Raw genomic sequence first — 22,715 nt, 5'->3', positions numbered from 1 at the left:
GGGATATGTTTCGTGTTCAAACGTTAAATCAAATTGCAGAAAAAGGCTTGCAAGTTTTTACTGAAGAACGTTATGAAGTAGGAGATAGAATCAATCATCCAGATGGAATTTTGCTTCGTAGCTATTCTTTACATCAAGAAGAGTTTTCAAAAGACTTAAAGGCGATTGCAAGAGCTGGCGCTGGTGTAAATAATATTCCTGTCGAGAGATGTACAGAAAAAGGAATTGTAGTATTTAACACGCCGGGGGCAAATGCAAACGCTGTAAAGGAACTCATTATTGCCAGTCTTATTATGTCTTCACGCAACATTATTAATGGTGTAAGTTGGACGAAAAACTTAGAGGGTGAAGAAGTACCACAGCTTGTTGAATCAGGAAAAAAACAATTTGTTGGATCAGAAATTGCAGGGAAACGTCTAGGTGTTATCGGACTTGGCGCAATCGGTGCTTTAGTTGCGAACGATGCGTTAGCGTTAGGCATGGATGTTATCGGATATGATCCTTATATTTCAGTTGAAACAGCTTGGCGTCTTTCTACACATGTGCAAAGAGCATTTAGCCTTGATGAAATTTTTGCAACGTGTGATTATATTACACTGCATATTCCTCTTACGAATCAAACGAAGGGGATCATTGGGGAACACGCTGTAGAGAAGATGAAAAGAGGGATGCGTCTATTTAATTTCTCTAGAGGAGAACTTGTAGATGAAAAGGTTCTTCAAACAGCATTAGAAGAAGATATTATTACACATTACGTAACGGATTTCCCGAATGAAAATGTAATAAAGATGAAAAATGTAACAGCGACGCCTCACCTTGGCGCATCAACGTCTGAATCGGAAGAAAATTGTGCAGTAATGGCGGCGCGTCAATTACGTGAATATTTAGAGACAGGAAATATTCGTAATTCAGTAAACTATCCAAACGTAGAATTGCCGTATATCGGAAAGAAACGAATTACAATTATGCATCAAAACGTCCCGAATATGGTAGGGCAAATTACAGGATGCTTAGCGGAACATCATATTAATATTGCCGATATGATTAATCGTAGTAAACATTCTTGGGCATACACAATGATTGATATCGATAACGGAATTGATGATATAATAAAAGAGAATATTGTGGAAAATATAAGCAAAATTACAGGTGTTGTAGCCGTTCGAATGATTGTGTAAAGGAGAGAGGAATGTGGCAAAAATCCGACCGTTTCGGGCCATTCGTCCAGTAGAGGAAAAAGCAGCACAAGTTGCAGCTTTACCGTATGACGTATTAAATAGTGAAGAGGCAAGGGAAGTTGTAAAAGGGAATCCATATTCTTTCTTGCATGTTGATAAAGCAGAAATTGATTTAGACCCTGCACTGTCACCGTATGATGATCGCGTGTATGAAAAAGCGGGCGACAATTTAAAGCAATTTATACGAGAAGAAGTGTTCATACAAGATGAAGAGCCAGCGCTATATATTTATGAACTGACGATGCAAGGAAGAACGCAGTCAGGCCTTGTCGTTTGTACATCTATTGATGAGTATGAAGATGATACAATTAAAAAACATGAAAGAACACGTCATGAAAAAGAGTTAGATCGTATTCGCCACGTAGATGTGTGTGACGCAAATACAGGTCCGATCTTTTTAACGTACCGTACAAAAGATGAAGTAAAGCATTTAATTAGAAGCTGGAAAGAAGAGCATGCGCCAATTTATACATTTACAGCAGAAGACGGTGTTAAGCATGTTGCGTGGAAGATTGCAGATGAAGATGTAATTACGACTTTAGTAAACGCATTTGAAGATATTCCTAATCTTTATATTGCAGATGGGCATCACCGTTCTGCATCAGCTGCAAAAGTAGGACTTATGCGAAGAGAACAATATCCAAATTACACAGGAGAAGAGGAATTTAACTTCTTCTTATCCGTTCTATTCCCTCATGATGAATTATCGATTTGGGACTATAACCGAGTTGTGAAAGATTTAAACGGTTTATCAGAAGAACAGTTTTTAAAACAAATCAAGCAATACTTCTATGTAGAAGAGGCACCTGTTTCTCCGTATAAACCAAATGAACCAAAAACATTTGGAATGTATGTAAATGAGAAGTGGTATAAGCTTACTGTGAAAGAAGAAACATTTGATGCGAATGATCTTGTTAGAGGTTTAGATGTATCTATCCTGCAAGATCATTTATTAAGCCAAGTACTTGAAATACATGATCCGCGTTCTGATTCACGCATTGATTTTGTTGGCGGAATACGGGGGCTAGAAGAACTAGAACGCCTTGTGAACAGCGGCGAATACAAAGCAGCATTCGCATTATATCCGACATCTATGGAAGATTTATTAGCAATCGCAGATGCCGGAGAAGTCATGCCGCCGAAATCAACGTGGTTTGAACCGAAACTGCGTAGTGGGTTGTTTGTTCATTCTTTAAAGTAAATATTGACTTCTATAGTTTTGAAAAACCGAAATGATTTGAGTTTCGGTTTTTCTTATTTTGGCTCAGTTAACGTTTAATGTTGATTTTCATGTTAAGATTGAAATATGTAACAGCAGGTCGCTACAAAAAAATGGAGGAAATACGATGAAAATGCATCTTCAAAAAAGTTTTTATGTTGAATTGAAAAATGCAATTCGTTGTCATTATAACGAACTTTTAACTAGGTGCGGTGTTGACACAATATATGGGTACTCCATATTAACAGACGATTGTGTCAATAGCATTGGACCAGTGGCTAATGAAGAAAGACTAATCAAAGTTAATAAATCGGACCCTTTATACAATTATTATAGATACGGAGCTGTTGAGTGGAGCGAATGGGACGATTTTGGAATGTTTGATGAAGTGAAAAAAATTATTAAGAAATATCATAATATTGTCGAAGATGACTTTAATATACGAGTAAATACACTGTTGAAAGAAACGTTAAATGTGTTAATGGAACTTGAATCAGAAGGATTGTTTGGAGATAGAGATGATAATCGATTTATTGTCATTTGTGTAACTGATTCTTCGAACGAAATCATGATTGAATCAGCTCGATTGCTTAATACATTAAAGACATACGAAGAATATGCTTCAGAATTTGCATAAGAATAAATATAAGTAAAACTGCTCTCTATAAGAGGCGATTTTCATTTGATCGAAAGTCACCAATTAATAGTAACGATTCGTTGTGACGTAACAATTGAACAATTAGAACCTGATGAAAAAAACGTACAAAGATAATTGCGATGTTTACATGTGTGAATCAAGTTGGAAAAGAAGTTATGAAGGGAAGTTTTTCGGGGATTATTCTTTAATAGGAGAAGTAATGAATAAGTGGGTTCTCCATGCCTCTCAGGCTTAGCGTTTTAATTCCCCCATAACGTATATTCTGTTCTTTTCTTAACTATTAGAAAATAGTTGAATAAGCTCGTCAACAAAAAGGACATTCCGAGTATTACAAGAAATGTCCTTTCTGCTAAAATGTAAGGTATTTTGCTAAAATTCAAACTCTAAAATCAGTTTACTAGTTTGACCTGTAAACTGATAATTATAGGACCCTCTCAGATTTTCTAAGTTACCGGTAGCTTTAATAATTGTTCCTGGGGAATCTAAATTTCCTTTATCAAATATTCCTTGCTCTATAGCTGTGAATGTCCCTTGTTGCCCCTTATAAATTCCTTCAAAGTGTAAAAATCCAGAAATTTTAGCCGTAGCCAAGTGACCATCATTTATATTTGAGTCTACATAATATAATAAGTATTCAACAAAAGCTTTTCCTTTTAATTCTCCATCAATATCATATTCAACATGGGCAATATTAATAGGGAAATCTTTTCTAGTATCATCAATTAGTTTTTCATCCCATTTACTTACTGTAAATGTTACTTCCATACACGTAAATCCCCCTTTATCATTAGATAAGTAATCTTCATATCATTTGAAAAGTACCAATTCACAGTCATATCTTATAGGAGTGTTTTTTATTTGAGTCCTGTCATATCGTTATCTGCTCCTCCCCACGAAGGACTTACTGTTGCCACGGTATCTCCTGGCTGTAATCTCTTTGGTTTTTTTAACATGTTAACTCCGCTCCTACATAATGTAATGGACTACGATTATACAAACTGTATCATTGAAAAACATGATGTATGACATTAGTTTCTTCATCATCAATCCGTTTACCTGCTGGGATTCAAGAATTCAGTCTTAGTGTTGAATATAGGAATAACCGATTTATATTTGAAAATTACAGTATGCAACATTGCATGAGGAAAACGGTTGTTATTTTCACTACCTGTAACTATAATGATTACAGGTTGGTCGATACCAATCAAAAAAATAAAATCATCATGAATGGAGATGTTTCATAATGGGTATGAAAAAATTAATTTTAGCAGGTGCTTTAGGAATCGCAGCATTATCAGGAACAAATTTACCAGGACTAGAAGTAACAAAAGCGAGTGCAGCTTCTATTGAATCGAATTTCTCGACGTTAGAAGGACGAGTAGTAGAAGTAGATAACGGTGTAATTGTTGTAAAATCTAAGCAATATGAGGAACCGGTTAGTGTGTATATTGATTCACTTTCAAATGTGAAAGTAGGAGATGAAGTAAAAGCTACTGGATTTATGATGCGTAATTTTACAGAATATATGGTTGCAACTGCAGTTGAAAATACAACAAACAAGTTAGGTATGCACATGAAAGAAGATGGCTCACCTAATTATGTAATTGGAGAAGTATCAAAAGTAGGAACGATGGAAGATGAGGGAGACGGTGCTACTAAATATGTTGTAGTTGAGTATCCATCGCTAAATGGAAAGAAAGCTATTATTGATGTTTTCTTAACAAAGGGACAAGTATTTAATGCGGGTGAGAAAGTGAAAATTGATATGAAGTATGTAGGCTGGGGTGGTATTTCTATTAACTGGAACACAGTTGATCATATTGAAAAAGTTCATGAAGCAAAGACGAACGCTGAAAATAATGATGATGTATGGATTTGGTCTTAATAAGGCGAGTATAGGTCGTTATTTGCAATTTTCTCCAAACAATACATGTAAAAACTAAATGTATCATGCAGTACCCATCTCATTGCGTATGACAATTAGATGGGTACTTTTTTATTTGAAATTTGCGCAAGTCAATGTTCAGCATTTCTTTTTAAGAGTAAATTACGGTTGAAATCAAAACTTTATTTGCAGTACATAATAAATAATGTTGATTTTTTATCTTATATTAAAATAAAAACAAACCACTGTTCGATTTGAATATTCCACGATATAATGGTGAGAGTTTATGACAGAATAAATATTTACATAAGAAGTGAGGTACTGTATGAAAAAAAGAACGACAGACATTATTTTTATTATTATTGGTGCATTTCTTTTTGCATTAGGTGTCAATTTGTTTGTTATCCCGAACGAGTTTGGTGAGGGTGGGGTAACAGGTATCACGATTATTACGTACTATTTATTTGAATGGTCACCAGGCTTAGTTAACTTAATTTTAAATGCGATTTTGTTAATAGCTGGTTATAAATTTTTAAATAAGATTACAACAATTTATACGATTATCGCTGTAGTGACTAACTCGCTATTTCTTCATTTAACAGAAGGCTGGACAATTGCTTCGGATGAAATGCTTGTAAATGCCATTTTCGGAGGAATATTTATCGGGTGTGGTATTGGTCTTATCATTCGCGTTGGTGGAACGACAGCAGGTACTACGATCTTAGCAAGAATGACGCATAAGTATTTAGGCTGGAGTATTAGCTACGGTCTACTGTTCTTCGATTTAATCGTTGCGTTTTCATCTTATTTCATCATTGGTGCAGAAAAACTGATGATAACAATTATTATGCTATATGTAGCAACGAAAGTGATGGAATTTGTAATTGAAGGGTTAAATCCGAAGAAGGCTATTACGATTATTTCTGATAATCCAGATGAAATTGCCGGGAAGGTGACAACCTTAATGGGGAGAGGGGTTACCGTGTATTCAGGTCATGGCTATTACACGAAAACGCCGAAGGATATTCTTTATGTTGTTATTAATAAGCAAGAAGTAGTGAAGCTAAAACGGATTGTTCAAACTACGGATCCGGCGGCGTTCATCGCTATACACGATGTTCGTGATGTGTTCGGAGAAGGATTTGTTGATATTTCGAAGGCTTAGAAATTGTTTTTGATTAAAATAATTTTAATACTAAAACGTGAGAATCTATTTTGAATAGTCTTTTTTCAAAATAGATTCTTTTTCTTGCAAAAAATTCAATTGTTTCTTAAGGTAAGGATGTAGAAGGATGAACAAGAGAGGGTTTAATGAAGATGATACATATTTTATTAGCTGATGATGATAAGCATATTAGAGAGTTGTTGCATTACCATTTACAAAAAGAGGGGTTTAAAGTTTTTGAAGCAGAAGATGGAAAGGTAGCGCAAGACGTTTTAGAGAAGGAAAATATTCATCTTGCGATCGTAGACATTATGATGCCGTTCGTTGATGGCTATACGTTATGTGAAGAAATCCGGAAGTATCATGATATACCGGTTATTTTATTAACGGCGAAAGATCAGTTAGTTGATAAAGAAAAAGGATTCATTTCTGGTACGGACGATTATATCGTAAAACCATTTGAACCAGCTGAAGTGATTTTCCGTATGAAAGCTTTATTACGACGTTATCAAATGCTGAGTGCAGATATTATTACGTTGCACGGAACGACAATTGATCGAAAAGCTGTAGAAGTAAAGTGTAACGGTCAAACAATTTTGCTTCCTTTAAAGGAATTTGAGTTATTATCACAACTTGCTAGTTATCCTGGAAGAACATTTTCAAGAGAAGAGCTAATTGAATTAGTATGGGGAATGGATTTTGAAGGAGATGAACGAACAGTTGATGTTCATGTGAAAAGGCTGCGAGATCGTTTCTCAAAACGAACGGATGATTTTCAAATTACGACAGTGCGCGGCCTCGGGTATAAGTTGGAGTTGAAATAAGATGAAATCACTATATTCTAGATTTGTATTTATGACGGTCGGCATTATGCTACTTAGTAGTATTATCGGCTTTTTATTAACGAACGTATATTATCAAGTGAAGTTAAAACCGTATAACAGTGAAAAGATTTTAAAGTATGCTGAAGAAGTTAAATCGTTATATGAAAAGCAAAGTGAAGAAAATCAAGAGGCGTATTTGCATTCTATCGCAAAGTTAGGGTATGAAATTTATATTGTCGATGATCAAAAGAATGGAAAGCGTATCGGTAATGCGTTTCGTAAGACGTCTATTAGCGATGCTACTGTTCATAAAGTATTGCAAGGAGAAACGTTTAATGGTGTTTCTACATATCCAACGCGTCTCTTTATTACAGGGTTTTTCGATAATGAATTAATTAATAGCGTCGGTGTCCCAGTACAACACGGTGATAAACAGTACGCTTTATTCATTCGCCCTGACGTTCAACAACAATTCGGCGAGATGAGAATTTTTCTAGCGGTATTACTAGGGTTTATCGTACTATTAAGTATTATTTTTATAGCGATTGCAGCAGGTTATATCGTTCGCCCAATCCGTAAATTTACGAAGGCTACGCAAAAAATTGCGAGTGGGGAATATGAAATTGAATTAGATGTAAAACGAAAAGATGAAATAGGAACGTTATCTACAAGCTTCCAAAAGATGACGAAAAGTATAAAAGAACTAGATGAAATGAGACAAGAATTCGTTTCGAACGTTTCACATGAATTTCAGTCGCCGCTTTCTTCCATACAAGGTTTTTCAAAGACGTTGCAAACAGAAAAGATGAGTGAGGAAGAAAGAAATCATTACTTACAAATTATTGAGGGTGAAAGTAAGCGAATGTCTAGTTTATGTAAACAGTTACTTACGCTCGCTTCATTAGATAAAGAGGAAAAGGTTCTACAAATAAGAGAATTCAATCTGCAGAAGCAAATTAAAGACGTCATTTTTATGCTTGAGTGGAAATGGCGGGAAAAAGATATCGCCGTTGAATTTAATGTGCCAGATATCACTATAAAAGGTGATGAAAACTTACTTCACCAAGTATGGAGTAACATTTTCACGAATAGCATTAAGTTTTCAAACGATGGTGGAACGATTGAGTTTTTCGTCGAAGAGTTAGAGTCTAGTGTCATTATTTCTATATCAGACAACGGAATCGGTATGGAAAAAGAAGAAATGGATCGTATTTTTGACCGTTTTTACAAAGTAGATACAGCAAGGACGAGAAACGTAGAAGGTAGCGGTTTAGGGTTGTCGATTGTGCAGAAGATTGTTGAACTGCATCATGGAAACGTTTCGGTGTATAGTACGAAGGGGGAAGGAACGACCGTTCGGGTGGAGCTTCCGAAATAGATGGAAAGAAAGAGGCTGTTTCGGAACGGCCTCTTTTTTTGTCGTTTTATGTCGATAAGTCGATATAATCGGAAAATCGCTGATATAATTTGAGTTGCGCCGATATATTTTGAAAATCGCCGATATAATTCTATTTGCGCTGATATATTTGAAAAATCGCTGATATAAATTTCACGTACTGTATTCCTGTTACAAAGCAGTACCTTTTACCCGTTCTTCCTTAAACTGAAGCTCAAAAGTATCCGCCGTAATTTCATCTGCTTTCGGCAAAGCCCGTAATTTCGGATGAAGCAGCCATACGAGAGAAATGAATAAAATTCCAATGCTAGCGAGCGCGAAAATAAGTTGGCTACTATATACATTAGCAGTGTATCCGCCAATTAAAGAACCGAACGGCATAGCAATTGTGCCCATACTTCGTGTAACTGAATTGATGCGCCCAAGATACTGGTTTGGAATTACAATTTGACCAATTGTCGCAAATAATATGTTGGTCGCCCCAATTGGTATCCAAGCTAAGCCAAATAAGAGAATAGATAACCATTGAAACGGTACAATCGTAGAGAGAAACCAAAAGAAAGCGCTAGTCGCAAAGCTAATAATGGAGACACGGCCAACACTATGTTTACCAACCCATGAACTGAATAGTGCTCCAATTAAACTACCGGCGGATATAGCGGCTAAAAAGAAACCGTATAATTTCACCCCGCCTAAGGAATCAGTGAAAGAAGGGAGTATTGCCATCATCATACCGATTGAAAAATTAGCGACAACGGAACCGATTAAGAAGACGCCCATTAATGAACGAAATACGATTGAAAAACCTTCTTTTAAATCAGAGAAATATTGTTTAGTTGAAAGTGTTGTGTCTGATTCCGTTTGCTGTGGCATTTTCAATGAAACGAACAAAAGGGCAGTAATCGCGAATGTAAAAGAGTCGATTACATATAAAGTGATTGCGCCAAGTAGTGCTACTAATATTCCAGAAAGCGTCGTACAAATTAAATCAATGCCTTGATATGCAAATGAAAAGAGTGAATTTCCTTTTAATAATTGTGTTTTATGCAGTAGAAGTGGTAAAGCTTTCGATTGTGCGGGATAGGCGAATTGTTCGATAAAGGCTACGATTGGCATGATGATGAGTAGTAGTTGGACTGTTAATAGGTCGAAGTAGTGTGTAATAGGAATGATTAAAATAAGAATGCATTGCAAAACTTGTGTGATGACGAGGGTGTTTTTAATTGACCATCTATCAACGAATGGACCAGTAAGAAATTGAAGTGCAGAAGGTAATAACGTAAGGAAACCAGCTAATCCAGAATAAAAGGGATTGTCACTTAGCTTATATACGAGCCACATCGCTGCTACATAATACAAGCTATCTCCTATGTTTGTAAAAATTCTCCCTAAAAATAATAAGACGAAATTTCGGTTTTTTAATATGTCCACTTTATCTACTCCTTTATAATAATTTTATTCGGTAAAATAAAATTGACCGTCTTGGTAAAAAAAATCGTATTACGATTTTTCTTCTTCTTTAACAAATTGCTGCATTGTTCTCTCAGCGATTTGAAGTGCAGTAGTAGAAATATAATAAGGTTTACTATTCGGATCTTTATCTGCACCTTTTGTAATTTCGTTTAATTCAGCCATCAATTCATGAAACTTTTTCACCCAAACTTGAAATTGCTCTGGCGTAGCATCAAACTCCCAGCAGGATGAAACGTAATTCCACTCAGCTGGATCTTCACTTGCATTTCGTAATGTAAAAGCTTCTTCTGGCGCAGCGAAGATTTGGTTTTTTGTTCTTTCTATCATTTTTAAAAAGATTTGGCGACCTGATTTGCTTAATATTTCTAAATGAGGTAATAGGTCTGCGGCAGGGGTAAAGCCTCTAGCGACAGATTGATAAAACTTTTGAATGATTCCATTCTTTTCTTCTGTATAAACAATTTCTATAAGACTATTCTTTTCTAATTCTTTTAAATGATAATGAATTTTCGCCCTTGAAATGCCGAATTTCTCAGATAGTAATTGTCCTGTATAAGGACGTTCGCATAGACGCATCATCATTTCGGCACGTAGTGGATCGCTTAATGCTTTTAGTTGACTATAAGTAGTTAGTGTTAATACGGGCTTCAACATGATCAACTCCTTGAATTAAATTACTCGGTCAATATTATTTGACTGAATTGTATCAAGGATTTTAATTTTTTTCAATACTTTCTGAAAATTAAATCTTACTCTCTGTAATCTTCTGTTCATATTCCGTTCATATTTCTTTTTTATGATTAGTGCATAGAAAGAAAGAGGAAGGAGCGAGCGAAATGTTTTTAGCTCTGCGTGAATTGAAACAATCAAAATTAAGATACGGATTAATCGGACTGATTATGGTGTTATTATCATTTTTAGTTCTTGTTATTTCAGGATTAGCAAATGGACTATCATATGATAATGCTTCATCGATTCAAAATATGGAGGCGAATAAGTTCGTTTTAGCAGATGATGCGGAAAATAAATTACTTCGTTCACAAATTAAGAAAGACGATGTAGATAACGTAGTAAATCAAGTAGGCGAGAAAGAAGCCGTTCCGTTTCGTGTGAAAGTTTCAACATATGAAAAGAAAGATAGTTCGAAAAAGGTTGATATCGCTATTTTCTCAAGTGAACGGGATTCATTTTTAGAACCGAAAATTGTAAAAGGGGAGAAATTAGGTACAGCAAACAACGAGATGGTTGCTGACGAATCGATTAAAGAGAAGGGAATCGATCTTGGAGATACAATTATCGATCCTGTTTCAAAGAAAGAATTTAAAATCGTCGGATTTACGAAAGATCAAATGTTTAGCCATACACCAGTCGTTTATGTAAATGAAGACGTATGGGGATCCATTTCACAACCAAACCAAAAAGATTATAGTGCAATTGCACTTAACGCAGATAAAGAGATTAAAAATGCTCATGTTATCGATAAAAAAGAAGTACTGCAAAGTATTCCAGGATTTAAAGAAGAGCAAGGAACATTAACGATGATTATTGCGTTCTTACTTGTTATCGCTGCGTTATTAATCGGTGTATTCTTCTACGTTATTACACTGCAAAAAACACAGCAATTAGGTGTATTAAAAGCAATCGGTACAAAGAACTCGTATTTAGCAAATAGCTTAGTCGTGCAGGCGTTATTCTTATCAGTCGTTGCGATGGTAATCAGTATCGTTCTTGTACAAGGGTTAGAACAAATTTTACCAGCAGGTATGCCGTTCTTATTAACAACACCGATGATTGCGCAATATGCAGCAATCTTTATCGTAATTAGTATTTTAGGAACACTTATTTCGTTATACCAAGTATTAAAAGTTGATGCATTAGAAGCAATTGGAGGCGGGATGTAATGACTTCATTATTAAAATTAGACAAAGTAAGTAAAGTGTACGGAGAAGGGAATACGGAAGTAACAGCCCTTCATCCGATATCGCTTGATGTGAAAGCCGGAGAATTTATCGGAATCGTCGGTCCTTCTGGATCAGGGAAAAGTACGTTATTATCAATCGCGGGTGCATTATTATCACCATCAAAAGGGGATATTTACATTCGTGAGCAAAATATTACACAGTTATCAGAAAAGGAAATGACAGACATTCGTTTGAAAAAAATCGGCTTCATTTTCCAGTTTGCAAACCTTGTTCCATATTTAAATGTGAAAGAACAGTTACTTTACATTGCAAAGCTAAAAAAAGAAAGTAAACAAGAATCCGAAAAGCGTGCAGATCATTTATTAGCAGCATTTGGATTAGGAGAAAGAAAGAATCATTATCCAAATCAACTATCTGGCGGGGAAAAACAAAGGGTAGCAATCGCTCGTGCGTTCATGAACAACCCAGATTTAATATTAGCGGATGAGCCAACGGCAAGCTTAGACTCAAAACGCGCACGTGAAGTTGTTGAAATGATGAAACGCGAAGTGAAAGAGAGCCAAAAAGCAGCAATTATGATTACACATGATGAAAGAATGCTTGATGTATGTGATCGTATATTGACGCTTCGAGATGGACAGTTAATATAAAAAAAGGAAAACCGTACATGTATGTGCGGTTTTCCTTTTTTTATGGACTTATTTAGAGAATAACGTTTTAATTTTATTACGAGTAAGTAATAAAACACCGCCTAATACAGATAGCATTCCTAGAGCCATATTGTTTGATTGCTCGCTACCAGCGTTAGGAAGTTCTTTAGCGTTATTGTTTTTAGTACCATTATCTGCTTGCGTTTGTTTAGACTGTGATACTTCATTAATCTTGTTATCAACATTTTGCTTCGTTGTATGTAACTCAGCTAATTTGTCGTCAATTTTTTTCTCAGTATGCTTAAAGTCGTTGATTTTAATATCTAAGTCTTGTTTTTTCTTTGATAAATCATCTGAAACAGTTTGTTTCGATTGTTTAATTTCGTTAATTTTATTAATTAAATCTTGTCTAGCTTCTTGTAAAACAGCTAGTTTGTTTTTTACATCTTGTTTAGCTAATTCTAAGTTAGCGGAAAGACTGTCTAAATTGCCTTTAATTTTCTTAAGTTCCTCTAACGTGTTACCGGTATTCGGCTTGTTTTCTTTTAGTTCAGCGAGTTTGTCCTCAGCAGTTTGTTTCGCTTTCTTTAACTCAGCTAATTTTTCATCTACTTGTTTTTTAACTTCCTTAAGTTCATTAACCTTTTGATCAATGTTCTCTTTATGTTGCTTCATTTCATTCACTTTTTCATCGACAGTTTGTTTATGTTCTTTAATCTCATTCACTTTGTTATCGATATTTTGCTTATGTTCTTTTACTTCAGCAACTTTATCTTCTACTTGTTTTTTATGCTCTTTAATTTCAGCGATTTTATCTTCGGCGATTTGTTTGTCTTGCTGCAGTTTTGCATCTAGTTCTTGTTTATGCTGTTTAACTTCGTTAATTTTTTCATCAGCAACTTGTTTACGTTCATGTAGTTCATTCACCTTCGTATCAACATTTTCCTTAACCTTGTTAAGTTCATTTAATGTTTGATCCACGTTTTCTTTGTGTTGCTGCAATTTTGCATCTAACTCTTGTTTATGTTGCTTAATTTCAGCTAATCGATCTCCCGTACTTTGCTGAGGAGTAGCATCATTTACTTCAGCATGAGCAGAGTTCGCGCTAGCAATCATTGCTAAAGCTAGTGTAGACGCAGCAATTGTTTGTTTTGTTTTCATATTTTTGTACCTCTTTTCTTTCATATGCATGAACTGTTTTGTGTAAAAATGAGCATATAGAAGTAGATTCTTCCATCATTATATACCATCTGCGCCGTCTAGAGGAAGTATTTGCATAATAATCTATGATTATGTAATTTTTATAATCTCTTATTTTGGAGTAGGGGATAAATCTTTAGCTAGATGAACAATTTCTTCAATAGTAAAGCTTACATCTTTATTATTGCGAATAACAAACAAATAATCAGCCTCATTTTCTATAGGATCTACCACATCATCGTGAAGTGATTCAGTTTGTTGTCGATCAAATACTTCTTTGAAACTAGAATATCCACCTCTAAAAATATTGGTACTTCGCGTGCTTCGAGCCACTCTTTCGTAAAGTACATCATCTGGAATGTCAAAATGAACGAGTATGCGTACATATTCATTCTGTGGAAATAATTCGTTTAGTAAATATAACCTTCCATTTTTACTGCGCTTGGAGTTACTAATGATAAGGTGTAAATTTGAATGTTCTTTCGCATAATCAACAATGAATTTTGAAAGACCGTGCTTAAATGTATTAGGGCCTTTAGCCGGCTGTAATTTTTCGTAATGCGTGTTAATAAATTCAGCTTGATTATCTTGATCCATAATGAAAGAGTGGGGTAACTCTTTTTCTAATGCTCTTGCAAATGTAGTTTTTCCACTGTGTGTTTTTCCAACTGTAATGATGACTAATCTTTTCATGACGCCCTCCATTTGTATTGTTATGAACTGGAATGTTCGGTGTAGATCGAAATCTTCCTGCTAGAGATTACACAAATTATTGGAGCGTTAGTAGGCTGAAAACTTGACAAAAAAACTTATTTATGCTATAATTTACCAATATAAAAATAAGGTGTATAATAGGGTTCTCCTGGCCAGGGGAACCCTATTTTTGTTGTGAAAATGAAGGAGAGTGTATGTGCGTGAAACAAGGTGAAGCAAGTGTAACGTCGTTAGTATCAGCATTCGGAAGGGCGTATCATAGTGAATTTGATAGTCCTAAAATCTTTAATGATTATGTAGCTAAAGATTTCATTTCACAAAAAGAACGTAACAATATTGAAACGAACATGGTTCAAGGGATTCACTTTTTCAATACAGACATTGCAGAGCAGTTTCAAGACAATCCAAAAGAAATATTAAAATGGATTACACAAGTTCAGTTATCACCAACACCTTTAGCACGTGCCGCATATTGTGAAAGAGTATTACTACATGAAATTACATTAGGAGCGAAACAATACGTCATACTCGGTGCAGGCTTAGATACGTTCAGTTTTAGAAACCGAGAGTTAGAGAATAAAATAGAAATATTTGAAGTGGATCATCCTTCTACGCAGGCGTTTAAGAAGGAAAGAATAAAAGAAGTAGAACTTGAAGTTCCAAATAACCTTCATTTTGTTTCAATGGATTTTACGAAAGGATTTTCCTATGAACAGTTACGCAATGAAGGATTTGAAAATAAAAAGACTTTCTTTAGCCTTTTAGGTGTTACGTACTATTTAACGAAAGAGGAACTTGCTAGTTTAATAGAGTGCTTGTTTGAGATAGTTCCAGTAGGGAGTTCTATCGTTTTCGATTATCCCGATGAAAACTTATTTACGAAAAAAGGACTGTCCAATCGAGTTGAAAATATGGTGAAAATGGCTGCGGTAGGCGGAGAACCGATGAAATCATGTTATTCTTATGCTGAAATGGAAGCACTGTTAGAGAAGGCGGGCTTACTCATTTATGAGCATTTATCACCAGAGGATATTGATGTATTATATTTTGAAGGACGAAACGATTATTTGAAAGCTTTTGAGACAGTGCATTATGTGCATGCGGTGAAAAGGTAGGAAATTAGTAGGCATGGGGAGGAATCTCTGTGTCTTTTTTTATAAAAAAGGAAATGAGCTGTAGTGGTGGAAAATATAATTATAAATATGTATAAATTAATGTTTTGTAGAAACTAAAGGGAAGGGGAAATAGAAGATGTTGAAATTACGAGGAAAATACAATGAAGCAAAAGTATATACTACGAATGTAGAAGAAACGGCAGCAGGTCAAATTATTGATCTTTGTAACCAAGAATTCGTAAAGGATAGCAAGATTCGTATTATGCCAGATACACATGCGGGTGCAGGTTGCACGATTGGGACAACAATGACAATTCAAGACACAAAAAGAACGTAACAATATTGAAACGAACATGGTTCAAGGGATTCACTTTTTCAATACAGACATTGCAGAGCAGTTTCAAGACAATCCAAAAGAAATATTAAAATGGATTACACAAGTTCAGTTATCACCAACACCTTTAGCACGTGCCGCATATTGTGAAAGAGTATTACTACATGAAATTACATTAGGAGCGAAACAATACGTCATACTCGGTGCAGGCTTAGATACGTTCAGTTTTAGAAACCGAGAGTTAGAGAATAAAATAGAAATATTTGAAGTGGATCATCCTTCTACGCAGGCGTTTAAGAAGGAAAGAATAAAAGAAGTAGAACTTGAAGTTCCAAATAACCTTCATTTTGTTTCAATGGATTTTACGAAAGGATTTTCCTATGAACAGTTACGCAATGAAGGATTTGAAAATAAAAAGACTTTCTTTAGCCTTTTAGGTGTTACGTACTATTTAACGAAAGAGGAACTTGCTAGTTTAATAGAGTGCTTGTTTGAGATAGTTCCAGTAGGGAGTTCTATCGTTTTCGATTATCCCGATGAAAACTTATTTACGAAAAAAGGACTGTCCAATCGAGTTGAAAATATGGTGAAAATGGCTGCGGTAGGCGGAGAACCGATGAAATCATGTTATTCTTATGCTGAAATGGAAGCACTGTTAGAGAAGGCGGGCTTACTCATTTATGAGCATTTATCACCAGAGGATATTGATGTATTATATTTTGAAGGACGAAACGATTATTTGAAAGCTTTTGAGACAGTGCATTATGTGCATGCGGTGAAAAGGTAGGAAATTAGTAGGCATGGGGAGGAATCTCTGTGTCTTTTTTTATAAAAAAGGAAATGAGCTGTAGTGGTGGAAAATATAATTATAAATATGTATAAATTAATGTTTTGTAGAAACTAAAGGGAAGGGGAAATAGAAGATGTTGAAATTACGAGGAAAATACAATGAAGCAAAAGTATATACTACGAATGTAGAAGAAACGGCAGCAGGTCAAATTATTGATCTTTGTAACCAAGAATTCGTAAAGGATAGCAAGATTCGTATTATGCCAGATACACATGCGGGTGCAGGTTGCACGATTGGGACAACAATGACAATTCAAGATAAGATTGTTCCTAATTTAGTCGGGGTTAACTAATCGGCTCAGACTTTAAACTACTCACTCAATTGACTGGGAACCCTAACGATAAAAGGCGAGGGCAATCAGCAGCCAGTGGTTATGGTGACATAATCGAATGGTTCAGAGACTTGTACCATGTTAGCAGACTAAGGTACAGAATTATTCCTCATCCATTTTGAGTTGAAGAGGAATAATTAATACGGTGAGCCTACAGTAGAGACTGCATATCTCGATGACTGTAGAGAAGGTATAGTCCACACTTTCAGGAAACTGGGAGGTAAGTACGATATTGGTTGTGGCATGGAGGTTGTTATAATTAATAAGAAAAAAGAGGAAATCAACTTCGATTACTTAGACGAAACGATACGTAAATTTGTCCCAAGTGGTTTTCGTATTCGAGATAAGGAACATAGATTTTCAAAAATGATTGATTTTGATAGTGTAAGAGCCCCGTTTACATTGCAACGTGCTCAAAAAAGTATTGGTACACTTGGCGGGGGCAATCATTTTGTCGAACTGAATGAGGATGATGAAGGAAATGTATACATTGTTATTCATAGTGGTTCGCGTAATTTAGGGAAACAAGTAGCAGAGTACTATCAAAACTTTGCTTACGAGCAACTTATAAACGTTAAATCTATTAAAGAAGAAATGATTGAGCGTTTAACGAAAGAAGGCAGACAACAAGAAATACATGAAGCTTTACGTGAAATTAAGAAACTGGTGATTCGTAAAGAATTAGCTTATTTAGAAGGACAAGGATTTAAAGATTACATGAATGATATGAAAATTGCACAAAAATATGCGGAGTTAAATCGTAAAGCAATGATTGATGAAATCGTCACTAAAATGGATTGGAAAGTAACAGATCAATTCACTACAATCCATAACTACATCGATATGGACAATATGATTCTAAGAAAAGGTGCTATTTCAGCTCAGAAAGATGAACGAGTAATCATTCCAATCAATATGAGAGATGGTTCAATCATTGCATTTGGTAAAGGAAATCCAGATTGGAACTTTTCTGGCCCTCATGGAGCAGGGCGTATTATGAGTCGCAAGAAGGCGAAAGAAGTACTTAACTTAGAGGATTTTCAAAATACAATGACAGAGGTTTGGACTACATCTGTTGCAGAAAGTACTTTAGATGAAGCACCAATGGTATATAAGCCAATGGATGAAATTATTGAGAATACAAAAGAAACAATTGATATTAAACATATTATTAAGCCACTTTACAATTTTAAGGCTAATTAAAAGAGGAGTAACGTTTATTAAAGAAAGAGAACTTGAAAAGATAGCATATTTTGTGGCGGTTATATAACAGAGATTAAAAAGACAACATATTAAACTAAGAGATTCATCATATTCATTTACATTTATGTAATGTTAAAGACTAGAAAGCTATATTGGCGCGAATTGCTAATTGTGGAGTGTGAAAAAAGACAAAATCTCTTAAAAAACACTTAATTTTTTATTCCATTAATCTTTACAATCTCCCCCTATAATGTGAATTGGACAAGCACCTAAGAGAAAGCAGAATATGTCAGTTTGTACATTCTATTATTAGGGGGAGAATTTGTATGAAAAAGACAGTTGCTTCGTTAGCAGTTATGGCGGCATTATTACCGACATTTTCAGCACATGCGGAAGGGAAAGAGCAAGTTCGAAAATCAGCTACAACTTTTAATGTTATTAGTGACATTCAAGGTGATTTAGGAGATTTTGATCACGTATTAAAAGATATGAATAAAGTAACGCCACTTTCTAGAGCGCTTATTATGAATGGGGATATAACGCCGACTGGACAACAGTCACAATATGATGATGTAAAGCGTGTGTTAAATAAAAATAAGCATCCGGAAAATGTATGGTCTACTGTGGGGAATCATGAGTTTTATGCTGGTAAATGGACAGCGGATGGGAAACTCTCTCAAAGTACATGGCCAAATGGTGTAACGGAAGAAACACTATTTGGTCGCTACTTACAATTTAGTGGACAAGAAAAGGTATATCATAAAAAAGAATTAGATGGCTATCCACTTTTATTTTTAGGAACTGAAAAATATATGAAATACCACGATTCAAAAATGTGGGACGAAGTATATATGAGTGATGAGCAATTAGGTTGGTTAAAACAAAATTTAGAAGAGTATAGTCAAAAAGATAAAAATAAGCCAATCTTTATTTTCTCTCATCACGTTTTACCTGATACGGTATCGGGATCAAGACAATCGCCGTATTTACAAGATTATTTAAACGTGGATAAATTGTACGATATATTAAAAGACTATCCGCAAGTTGTTTTCTTCACGAGCCATACGCATTGGGATTTAAACTTACCTGACTGGGCTGGTAAAAAGAAAATTAAAGGCGGAGATGAAAAAGGTTTCACTGTTGTAAATACGGGCGGGATTGAAACAGGCTGGATGTCAGCAGGACCAAATGGAGGAGAGAAAACTGCTCCAGATGGCTATTCATTTAAACAAGGGTTACAAGTGAAAGCATATGGTAACGATGTAATTGTGACAGCTTACGATTACAAACGTGATAAGGATATAAAGAAGTTATTAATTAGTGATTCAAAAATTGCGCAGATGGCACCAAATGTAACGGCAGATGATAGTAAAAATATAATTGTCGGTGCAACTGAATATATGGAGTATTCTATAGAAGGAACGAATGAGTGGCATACGTATAGTAAAGCAAATCCTCCGAAATTTAATGGAGATAAAGTCGTATACGTACGCCATAAAGGTGAAATGAATTTAGAGCCGGGATTAACACAGTTACTTCGTTTTTCGGTAAATAAGTGATTGGAGGGAGTCTGCATTTGAATGTGTGGGCTCTTTTTATTTTGTCACTTTTTGTCGGTAAGTCGATATATTTGAGAAATCGCCGATATAAATTGAGAATCGCTGATATATTTTGAAAATCGCCGATATAAATTGAGAATCGCTGATATATTTGAAAAACCGCCGATATAAATTTCATGTACCGAATTTTAATACATTTTTAACCGAGAAAGGTGACTTCACCATTTTTACGTGTAATAATAGTAACGTTACATATATTGTGAAAGAAGTACAAAAGGAGCGTTACAATGAATTTAGCTAAATTCCCGAGAAAAAAATATACAGAATCATATACACCAATTGAAAAGTTAAACAACTTTTCTGAAGCACTTGGTGGCCCGACTATTTATTTTAAACGAGATGATTTACTTGGTTTAACAGCTGGTGGCAATAAGACGAGAAAATTAGAATTTTTAGTTGCAGATGCACAGGAAAATGGTGCAGATACGTTAATTACAGCTGGTGGTATTCAGTCAAATCATTGCCGCCTGACACTGGCAGCTGCGGTAAAAGAAAAAATGAAATGTATCCTTGTATTAGAGGAAGGGCTTGAGCCAGAAGAGAAGAGAGACTTTAACGGAAACTATTTCTTATATCACTTATTAGGTGCTGAAAATGTAATTGTTGTACCGAACGGAGCAGACCTGATGGAAGAAATGCATAAAGTAGCAAAAGAAGTAAGTGAAAAAGGGAATACACCATATGTAATTCCAGTTGGTGGATCAAACCCTACGGGCGCTATGGGATACGTTGCTTGTGCGCAAGAAATTATGGCGCAATCATTTGAGCAAGGAATTGATTTCAGTTCAGTTGTTTGTGTAAGTGGTAGCGGCGGTATGCATGCTGGGTTAATTACTGGTTTTTCTGGAACACAAAGCCATATTCCTGTAATCGGGATTAACGTAAGTAGAGGAAAAGCTGAGCAAGAAGAGAAAGTAGCAAAACTTGTAGATGAAACTTCAGCACACGTTGGTATTCCAAACTTTATCCCGCGCGACGCTGTTACGTGCTTTGATGAATATGTAGGGCCAGGCTATGCGTTACCAACGCCGGAAATGGTAGAGGCAGTTCAGTTACTTGCGAAAACAGAAGGTATTTTACTTGATCCAGTGTATACAGGTAAGGCGGTAGCGGGATTAATCGACTTAATTAGAAAAGGTAAATTTAATAAGGAAGACAATATTTTATTCGTACATTCAGGTGGTTCACCAGCTTTATATGCGAATACTTCTTTATTTGCGTAAGTGTAAAAAGCATTGGGTATCCAATGCTTTTTTGTTATATACTGGAATTATCTAGAGGTGGGAGGATTATATGAACTCAAATTTAAAATGGATCATATATATGGTACTCGGCATTTCTATTCTATTAATCTTATTTGTGGCTTATGGGGTGTATTCTTATTTTACATTTTAAAACGTAATGGAAGTGAACCATAATGTAATGTATGTTATAGTTTGATATGTTAATTACTTACAATAATTTCTACAAGGAGAATACATAATGAGAGCAAAGAAACTAGTAACGTTAGCAGTTCCATTTATGCTGTTAGTCGGATGCGAGGTAGGAGATAAAGATTCTACCTCGCATCCGACTGAGCAAACTAGTAAAGCAATAACGAAAACAGTAATTTCTGAACAACAGTATCCGTACTACATATGTGAGCAAGTGGTAGAGTTCCAATTTAAGAAGGATGAACTATTACTAAACTTAGGAGAATCCTTAAAGGACAAAGAAAAAGCAAAAGCTGTTTTAAAAACATCAAACGAGATAGATAAAATTTTAGACAATATGGAACACATAAAAGTACCTGATACATACAAAGACATTCACAAATCCATACAAGAAGGGGTAACAGAGGCAAGAAAAGCAACGAAGTTAATTAAGGATGCTGGTAAAGAAGATAAACAGAAGATTCAAGAAGCTACAATGAAAGGTACTGAATTTTTATCAGGTGTAGACGGAGAGCATTGGAAAAAAGCAATTTATGAGTTATCACAGGAAAACAAAGATGCTTATAGTAAGGCACTTGATAAGAAAGTAAAGGAGCACTCAAAGTAAAACGGTAACTTGTAACAATACATATCTACCTAAAATTTCCGCGAATGCTATGCTAGGAAGTTAGGTGGGAGATTACTGTCCTTAAATGTGGTTGATTAAAGCTACAGCCACATTCTCCTGTTCTAATTAACTAAAAGAAGAACTTCCCCATCCCGATTAGACTACTGATCATTCCTATTCCACTCATGGTGCCTTTTCCTGCTGTAAGTAAGTTTCCAAGCATTCCTAGCTGACCGTTACCTCCGTTATTTCCCCATCCCATTGGGGCCCACGGACCACCCCATCCTGAAGGGTTTCCAAAAACACCCGAGTTATTGGTATTGAAATGAAAAGGCTTGGCTGGCGGCGATAGTAAAGCTGCAAGATGACCTTGTGCGAACATCCCTGTATGATTGAATGGTTGTGCCCAGGGGAAGGGAGGTTTTTGAAAATTAAAACCTGCATGACTTGGTAATGGAGTCCAATTAGCAGGATGACCTTGGGGCATTATCCCTGCATAATTAATTGGCTGCCCCCAAGAGAAGAGAGGAGGGTGGGGATTGAACCCCGTATAATTGGCTGATGAATCCCAACTAACTGGATAGACTCGGTAACTCCAATTCTCAGGAATCTTCAAATCATTCATTACCTCAGATGTAGTTATTTCGGACTGTGAATATAATGAAATTTGGTTATTATATTGTTGCCCATTTCCCTGTGAATTCAAATACCAATATTGGTCCATACGCTTATTCTCCTCACTTTAAAAATGTAATGTTAGACTTAGCCTATGTAATATTCCTTTTTATGGATGGTTACATAACTAGATCTACAAGCCTGTATTTAAAGGAATGGGTGCGTGGTCTTTTTGGTTTTTCTTGCTGCCTGTAAAATTCCCAT

At 35.5% G+C, this 22,715-nt stretch carries 22 protein-coding genes and 1 pseudogene; 17 read left to right on the top strand and 6 right to left on the bottom strand.

Annotated features, from left to right (window positions below; translation table 11 throughout):
- Positions 1 to 5: 5 nt before the first annotated feature.
- The 3 genes from MHB52_RS16415 (at position 6) to MHB52_RS16405 (ending at position 3,094) form a co-directional block, all read left to right on the top strand.
- Positions 6 to 1,178, top strand: coding sequence for a 3-phosphoglycerate dehydrogenase family protein (locus MHB52_RS16415; protein ID WP_000490230.1), 1,173 nt, complete (start codon positions 6 to 8; stop codon positions 1,176 to 1,178).
- Positions 1,179 to 1,191: 13 nt separating this feature from the next.
- A complete protein-coding gene (locus MHB52_RS16410; protein ID WP_001063054.1) occupies positions 1,192 to 2,439 on the top strand; it encodes a DUF1015 domain-containing protein in 1,248 nt (415 codons plus the stop codon).
- Positions 2,440 to 2,584: 145 nt separating this feature from the next.
- The gene (locus tag MHB52_RS16405) at positions 2,585 to 3,094 is read left to right on the top strand and encodes a DUF4303 domain-containing protein (RefSeq protein WP_000781769.1); all 510 of its coding nucleotides are present in this window, start codon (positions 2,585 to 2,587) and stop codon (positions 3,092 to 3,094) included.
- 390 nt (positions 3,095 to 3,484) lie between these two features.
- On the opposite strand, the gene MHB52_RS16400 is transcribed toward MHB52_RS16405, so the two are convergent.
- Positions 3,485 to 3,880: a DUF3224 domain-containing protein gene (locus tag MHB52_RS16400; protein WP_000454083.1), complete on the bottom strand. Its 396-nt coding sequence runs from the start codon at positions 3,878 to 3,880 to the stop codon at positions 3,485 to 3,487.
- Positions 3,881 to 4,358: 478 nt separating this feature from the next.
- On the opposite strand from MHB52_RS16400, the gene MHB52_RS16395 reads away from it, so the two are divergent.
- From MHB52_RS16395 to MHB52_RS16380, 4 genes are all read left to right on the top strand, one after another.
- Positions 4,359 to 5,000, top strand: a complete 642-nt coding sequence (locus tag MHB52_RS16395) for an ATP F0F1 synthase subunit alpha (RefSeq protein ID WP_061664366.1) — start codon at positions 4,359 to 4,361, stop codon at positions 4,998 to 5,000.
- A gap of 325 nt (positions 5,001 to 5,325) precedes the next feature.
- Positions 5,326 to 6,165: a YitT family protein gene (locus MHB52_RS16390; RefSeq protein ID WP_000747484.1), complete on the top strand. Its 840-nt coding sequence runs from the start codon at positions 5,326 to 5,328 to the stop codon at positions 6,163 to 6,165.
- Between the two features lie 146 nt (positions 6,166 to 6,311).
- Positions 6,312 to 6,989, top strand: coding sequence for a response regulator transcription factor (locus MHB52_RS16385; protein WP_080451687.1), 678 nt, complete (start codon positions 6,312 to 6,314; stop codon positions 6,987 to 6,989).
- Between the two features lies 1 nt (position 6,990).
- On the top strand, positions 6,991 to 8,367 hold the full coding sequence (locus tag MHB52_RS16380; RefSeq protein ID WP_016118249.1) for a sensor histidine kinase: 1,377 nt from the start codon (positions 6,991 to 6,993) through the stop codon (positions 8,365 to 8,367).
- Positions 8,368 to 8,556: 189 nt separating this feature from the next.
- Here MHB52_RS16380 and MHB52_RS16375 read toward each other — a convergent pair whose 3' ends face one another.
- Together MHB52_RS16375 and MHB52_RS16370 are read right to left on the bottom strand one after the other, a co-directional pair.
- Positions 8,557 to 9,816 (bottom strand): MFS transporter, encoded by a 1,260-nt coding sequence (locus MHB52_RS16375; RefSeq protein ID WP_000353379.1) that lies wholly within the window; start codon positions 9,814 to 9,816, stop codon positions 8,557 to 8,559.
- A 69-nt stretch (positions 9,817 to 9,885) separates the two neighbouring features.
- Positions 9,886 to 10,509 carry an ArsR/SmtB family transcription factor gene (locus MHB52_RS16370; protein WP_033683910.1) on the bottom strand — a complete coding sequence of 208 codons (624 nt, stop codon included), beginning with the start codon at positions 10,507 to 10,509 and terminating at the stop codon, positions 9,886 to 9,888.
- A 185-nt stretch (positions 10,510 to 10,694) separates the two neighbouring features.
- Here MHB52_RS16370 and MHB52_RS16365 point away from each other — a divergent pair, with 185 nt between their 5' ends.
- Together MHB52_RS16365 and MHB52_RS16360 are read left to right on the top strand one after the other, a co-directional pair.
- Positions 10,695 to 11,759, top strand: coding sequence for an ABC transporter permease (locus tag MHB52_RS16365; RefSeq protein ID WP_000477751.1), 1,065 nt, complete (start codon positions 10,695 to 10,697; stop codon positions 11,757 to 11,759).
- Positions 11,759 to 12,430 (top strand): ABC transporter ATP-binding protein, encoded by a 672-nt coding sequence (locus tag MHB52_RS16360; protein ID WP_000202597.1) that lies wholly within the window; start codon positions 11,759 to 11,761, stop codon positions 12,428 to 12,430. Before MHB52_RS16365 ends, MHB52_RS16360 begins: the two co-directional genes overlap by 1 nt.
- A 48-nt stretch (positions 12,431 to 12,478) precedes the next feature.
- Here MHB52_RS16360 and MHB52_RS16355 read toward each other — a convergent pair whose 3' ends face one another.
- On the bottom strand, positions 12,479 to 13,591 hold the full coding sequence (locus MHB52_RS16355) for an LPXTG cell wall anchor domain-containing protein (RefSeq protein WP_033693033.1): 1,113 nt from the start codon (positions 13,589 to 13,591) through the stop codon (positions 12,479 to 12,481).
- A gap of 150 nt (positions 13,592 to 13,741) precedes the next feature.
- A complete protein-coding gene (locus tag MHB52_RS16350) occupies positions 13,742 to 14,323 on the bottom strand; it encodes an AAA family ATPase (RefSeq protein ID WP_061664367.1) in 582 nt (193 codons plus the stop codon).
- Between the two features lie 215 nt (positions 14,324 to 14,538).
- Here MHB52_RS16350 and MHB52_RS16345 point away from each other — a divergent pair, with 215 nt between their 5' ends.
- The 8 genes and pseudogenes from MHB52_RS16345 to MHB52_RS16310 all read left to right on the top strand — a co-directional run bounded on the left by MHB52_RS16345 (position 14,539) and on the right by MHB52_RS16310 (position 21,836).
- On the top strand, positions 14,539 to 15,459 hold the full coding sequence (locus MHB52_RS16345; RefSeq protein WP_080467928.1) for a class I SAM-dependent methyltransferase: 921 nt from the start codon (positions 14,539 to 14,541) through the stop codon (positions 15,457 to 15,459).
- 136 nt (positions 15,460 to 15,595) lie between these two features.
- Positions 15,596 to 15,796, top strand: a complete 201-nt coding sequence (locus MHB52_RS16340) for a hypothetical protein (RefSeq protein WP_340767733.1) — start codon at positions 15,596 to 15,598, stop codon at positions 15,794 to 15,796.
- Positions 15,774 to 16,580 (top strand): annotated as a pseudogene (locus MHB52_RS16335) (class I SAM-dependent methyltransferase); the annotation flags it as partial. The gene MHB52_RS16340 and the pseudogene MHB52_RS16335, both read left to right, overlap by 23 nt.
- A 136-nt stretch (positions 16,581 to 16,716) precedes the next feature.
- Positions 16,717 to 16,935, top strand: a complete 219-nt coding sequence (locus MHB52_RS16330) for an RtcB family protein (RefSeq protein WP_000916247.1) — start codon at positions 16,717 to 16,719, stop codon at positions 16,933 to 16,935.
- Positions 16,936 to 17,217: 282 nt separating this feature from the next.
- Positions 17,218 to 18,177: an RtcB family protein gene (locus tag MHB52_RS16325; RefSeq protein WP_061663776.1), complete on the top strand. Its 960-nt coding sequence runs from the start codon at positions 17,218 to 17,220 to the stop codon at positions 18,175 to 18,177.
- A gap of 326 nt (positions 18,178 to 18,503) precedes the next feature.
- Positions 18,504 to 19,736: a DUF4073 domain-containing protein gene (locus MHB52_RS16320; RefSeq protein ID WP_016118244.1), complete on the top strand. Its 1,233-nt coding sequence runs from the start codon at positions 18,504 to 18,506 to the stop codon at positions 19,734 to 19,736.
- Positions 19,737 to 20,023: 287 nt separating this feature from the next.
- Positions 20,024 to 21,019 (top strand): D-cysteine desulfhydrase, encoded by a 996-nt coding sequence (locus tag MHB52_RS16315; RefSeq protein ID WP_001046613.1) that lies wholly within the window; start codon positions 20,024 to 20,026, stop codon positions 21,017 to 21,019.
- A gap of 259 nt (positions 21,020 to 21,278) precedes the next feature.
- Positions 21,279 to 21,836, top strand: coding sequence for a hypothetical protein (locus MHB52_RS16310; RefSeq protein ID WP_061663774.1), 558 nt, complete (start codon positions 21,279 to 21,281; stop codon positions 21,834 to 21,836).
- A 130-nt stretch (positions 21,837 to 21,966) separates the two neighbouring features.
- Here the strand turns inward: MHB52_RS16310 and MHB52_RS16305 are convergent, their stop codons facing one another.
- Positions 21,967 to 22,560 (bottom strand): hypothetical protein, encoded by a 594-nt coding sequence (locus MHB52_RS16305; protein ID WP_000373144.1) that lies wholly within the window; start codon positions 22,558 to 22,560, stop codon positions 21,967 to 21,969.
- Positions 22,561 to 22,715 lie beyond the last annotated feature (155 nt).

It is taken from the genome of Bacillus sp. FSL K6-0073 (assembly GCF_038006085.1).
Taxonomy (GTDB): domain Bacteria; phylum Bacillota; class Bacilli; order Bacillales; family Bacillaceae_G; genus Bacillus_A; species Bacillus_A cereus.
The sequence above is the reverse complement of the archived record's forward strand: the minus strand, read 5'-3'. Positions and strand labels throughout refer to the sequence as shown.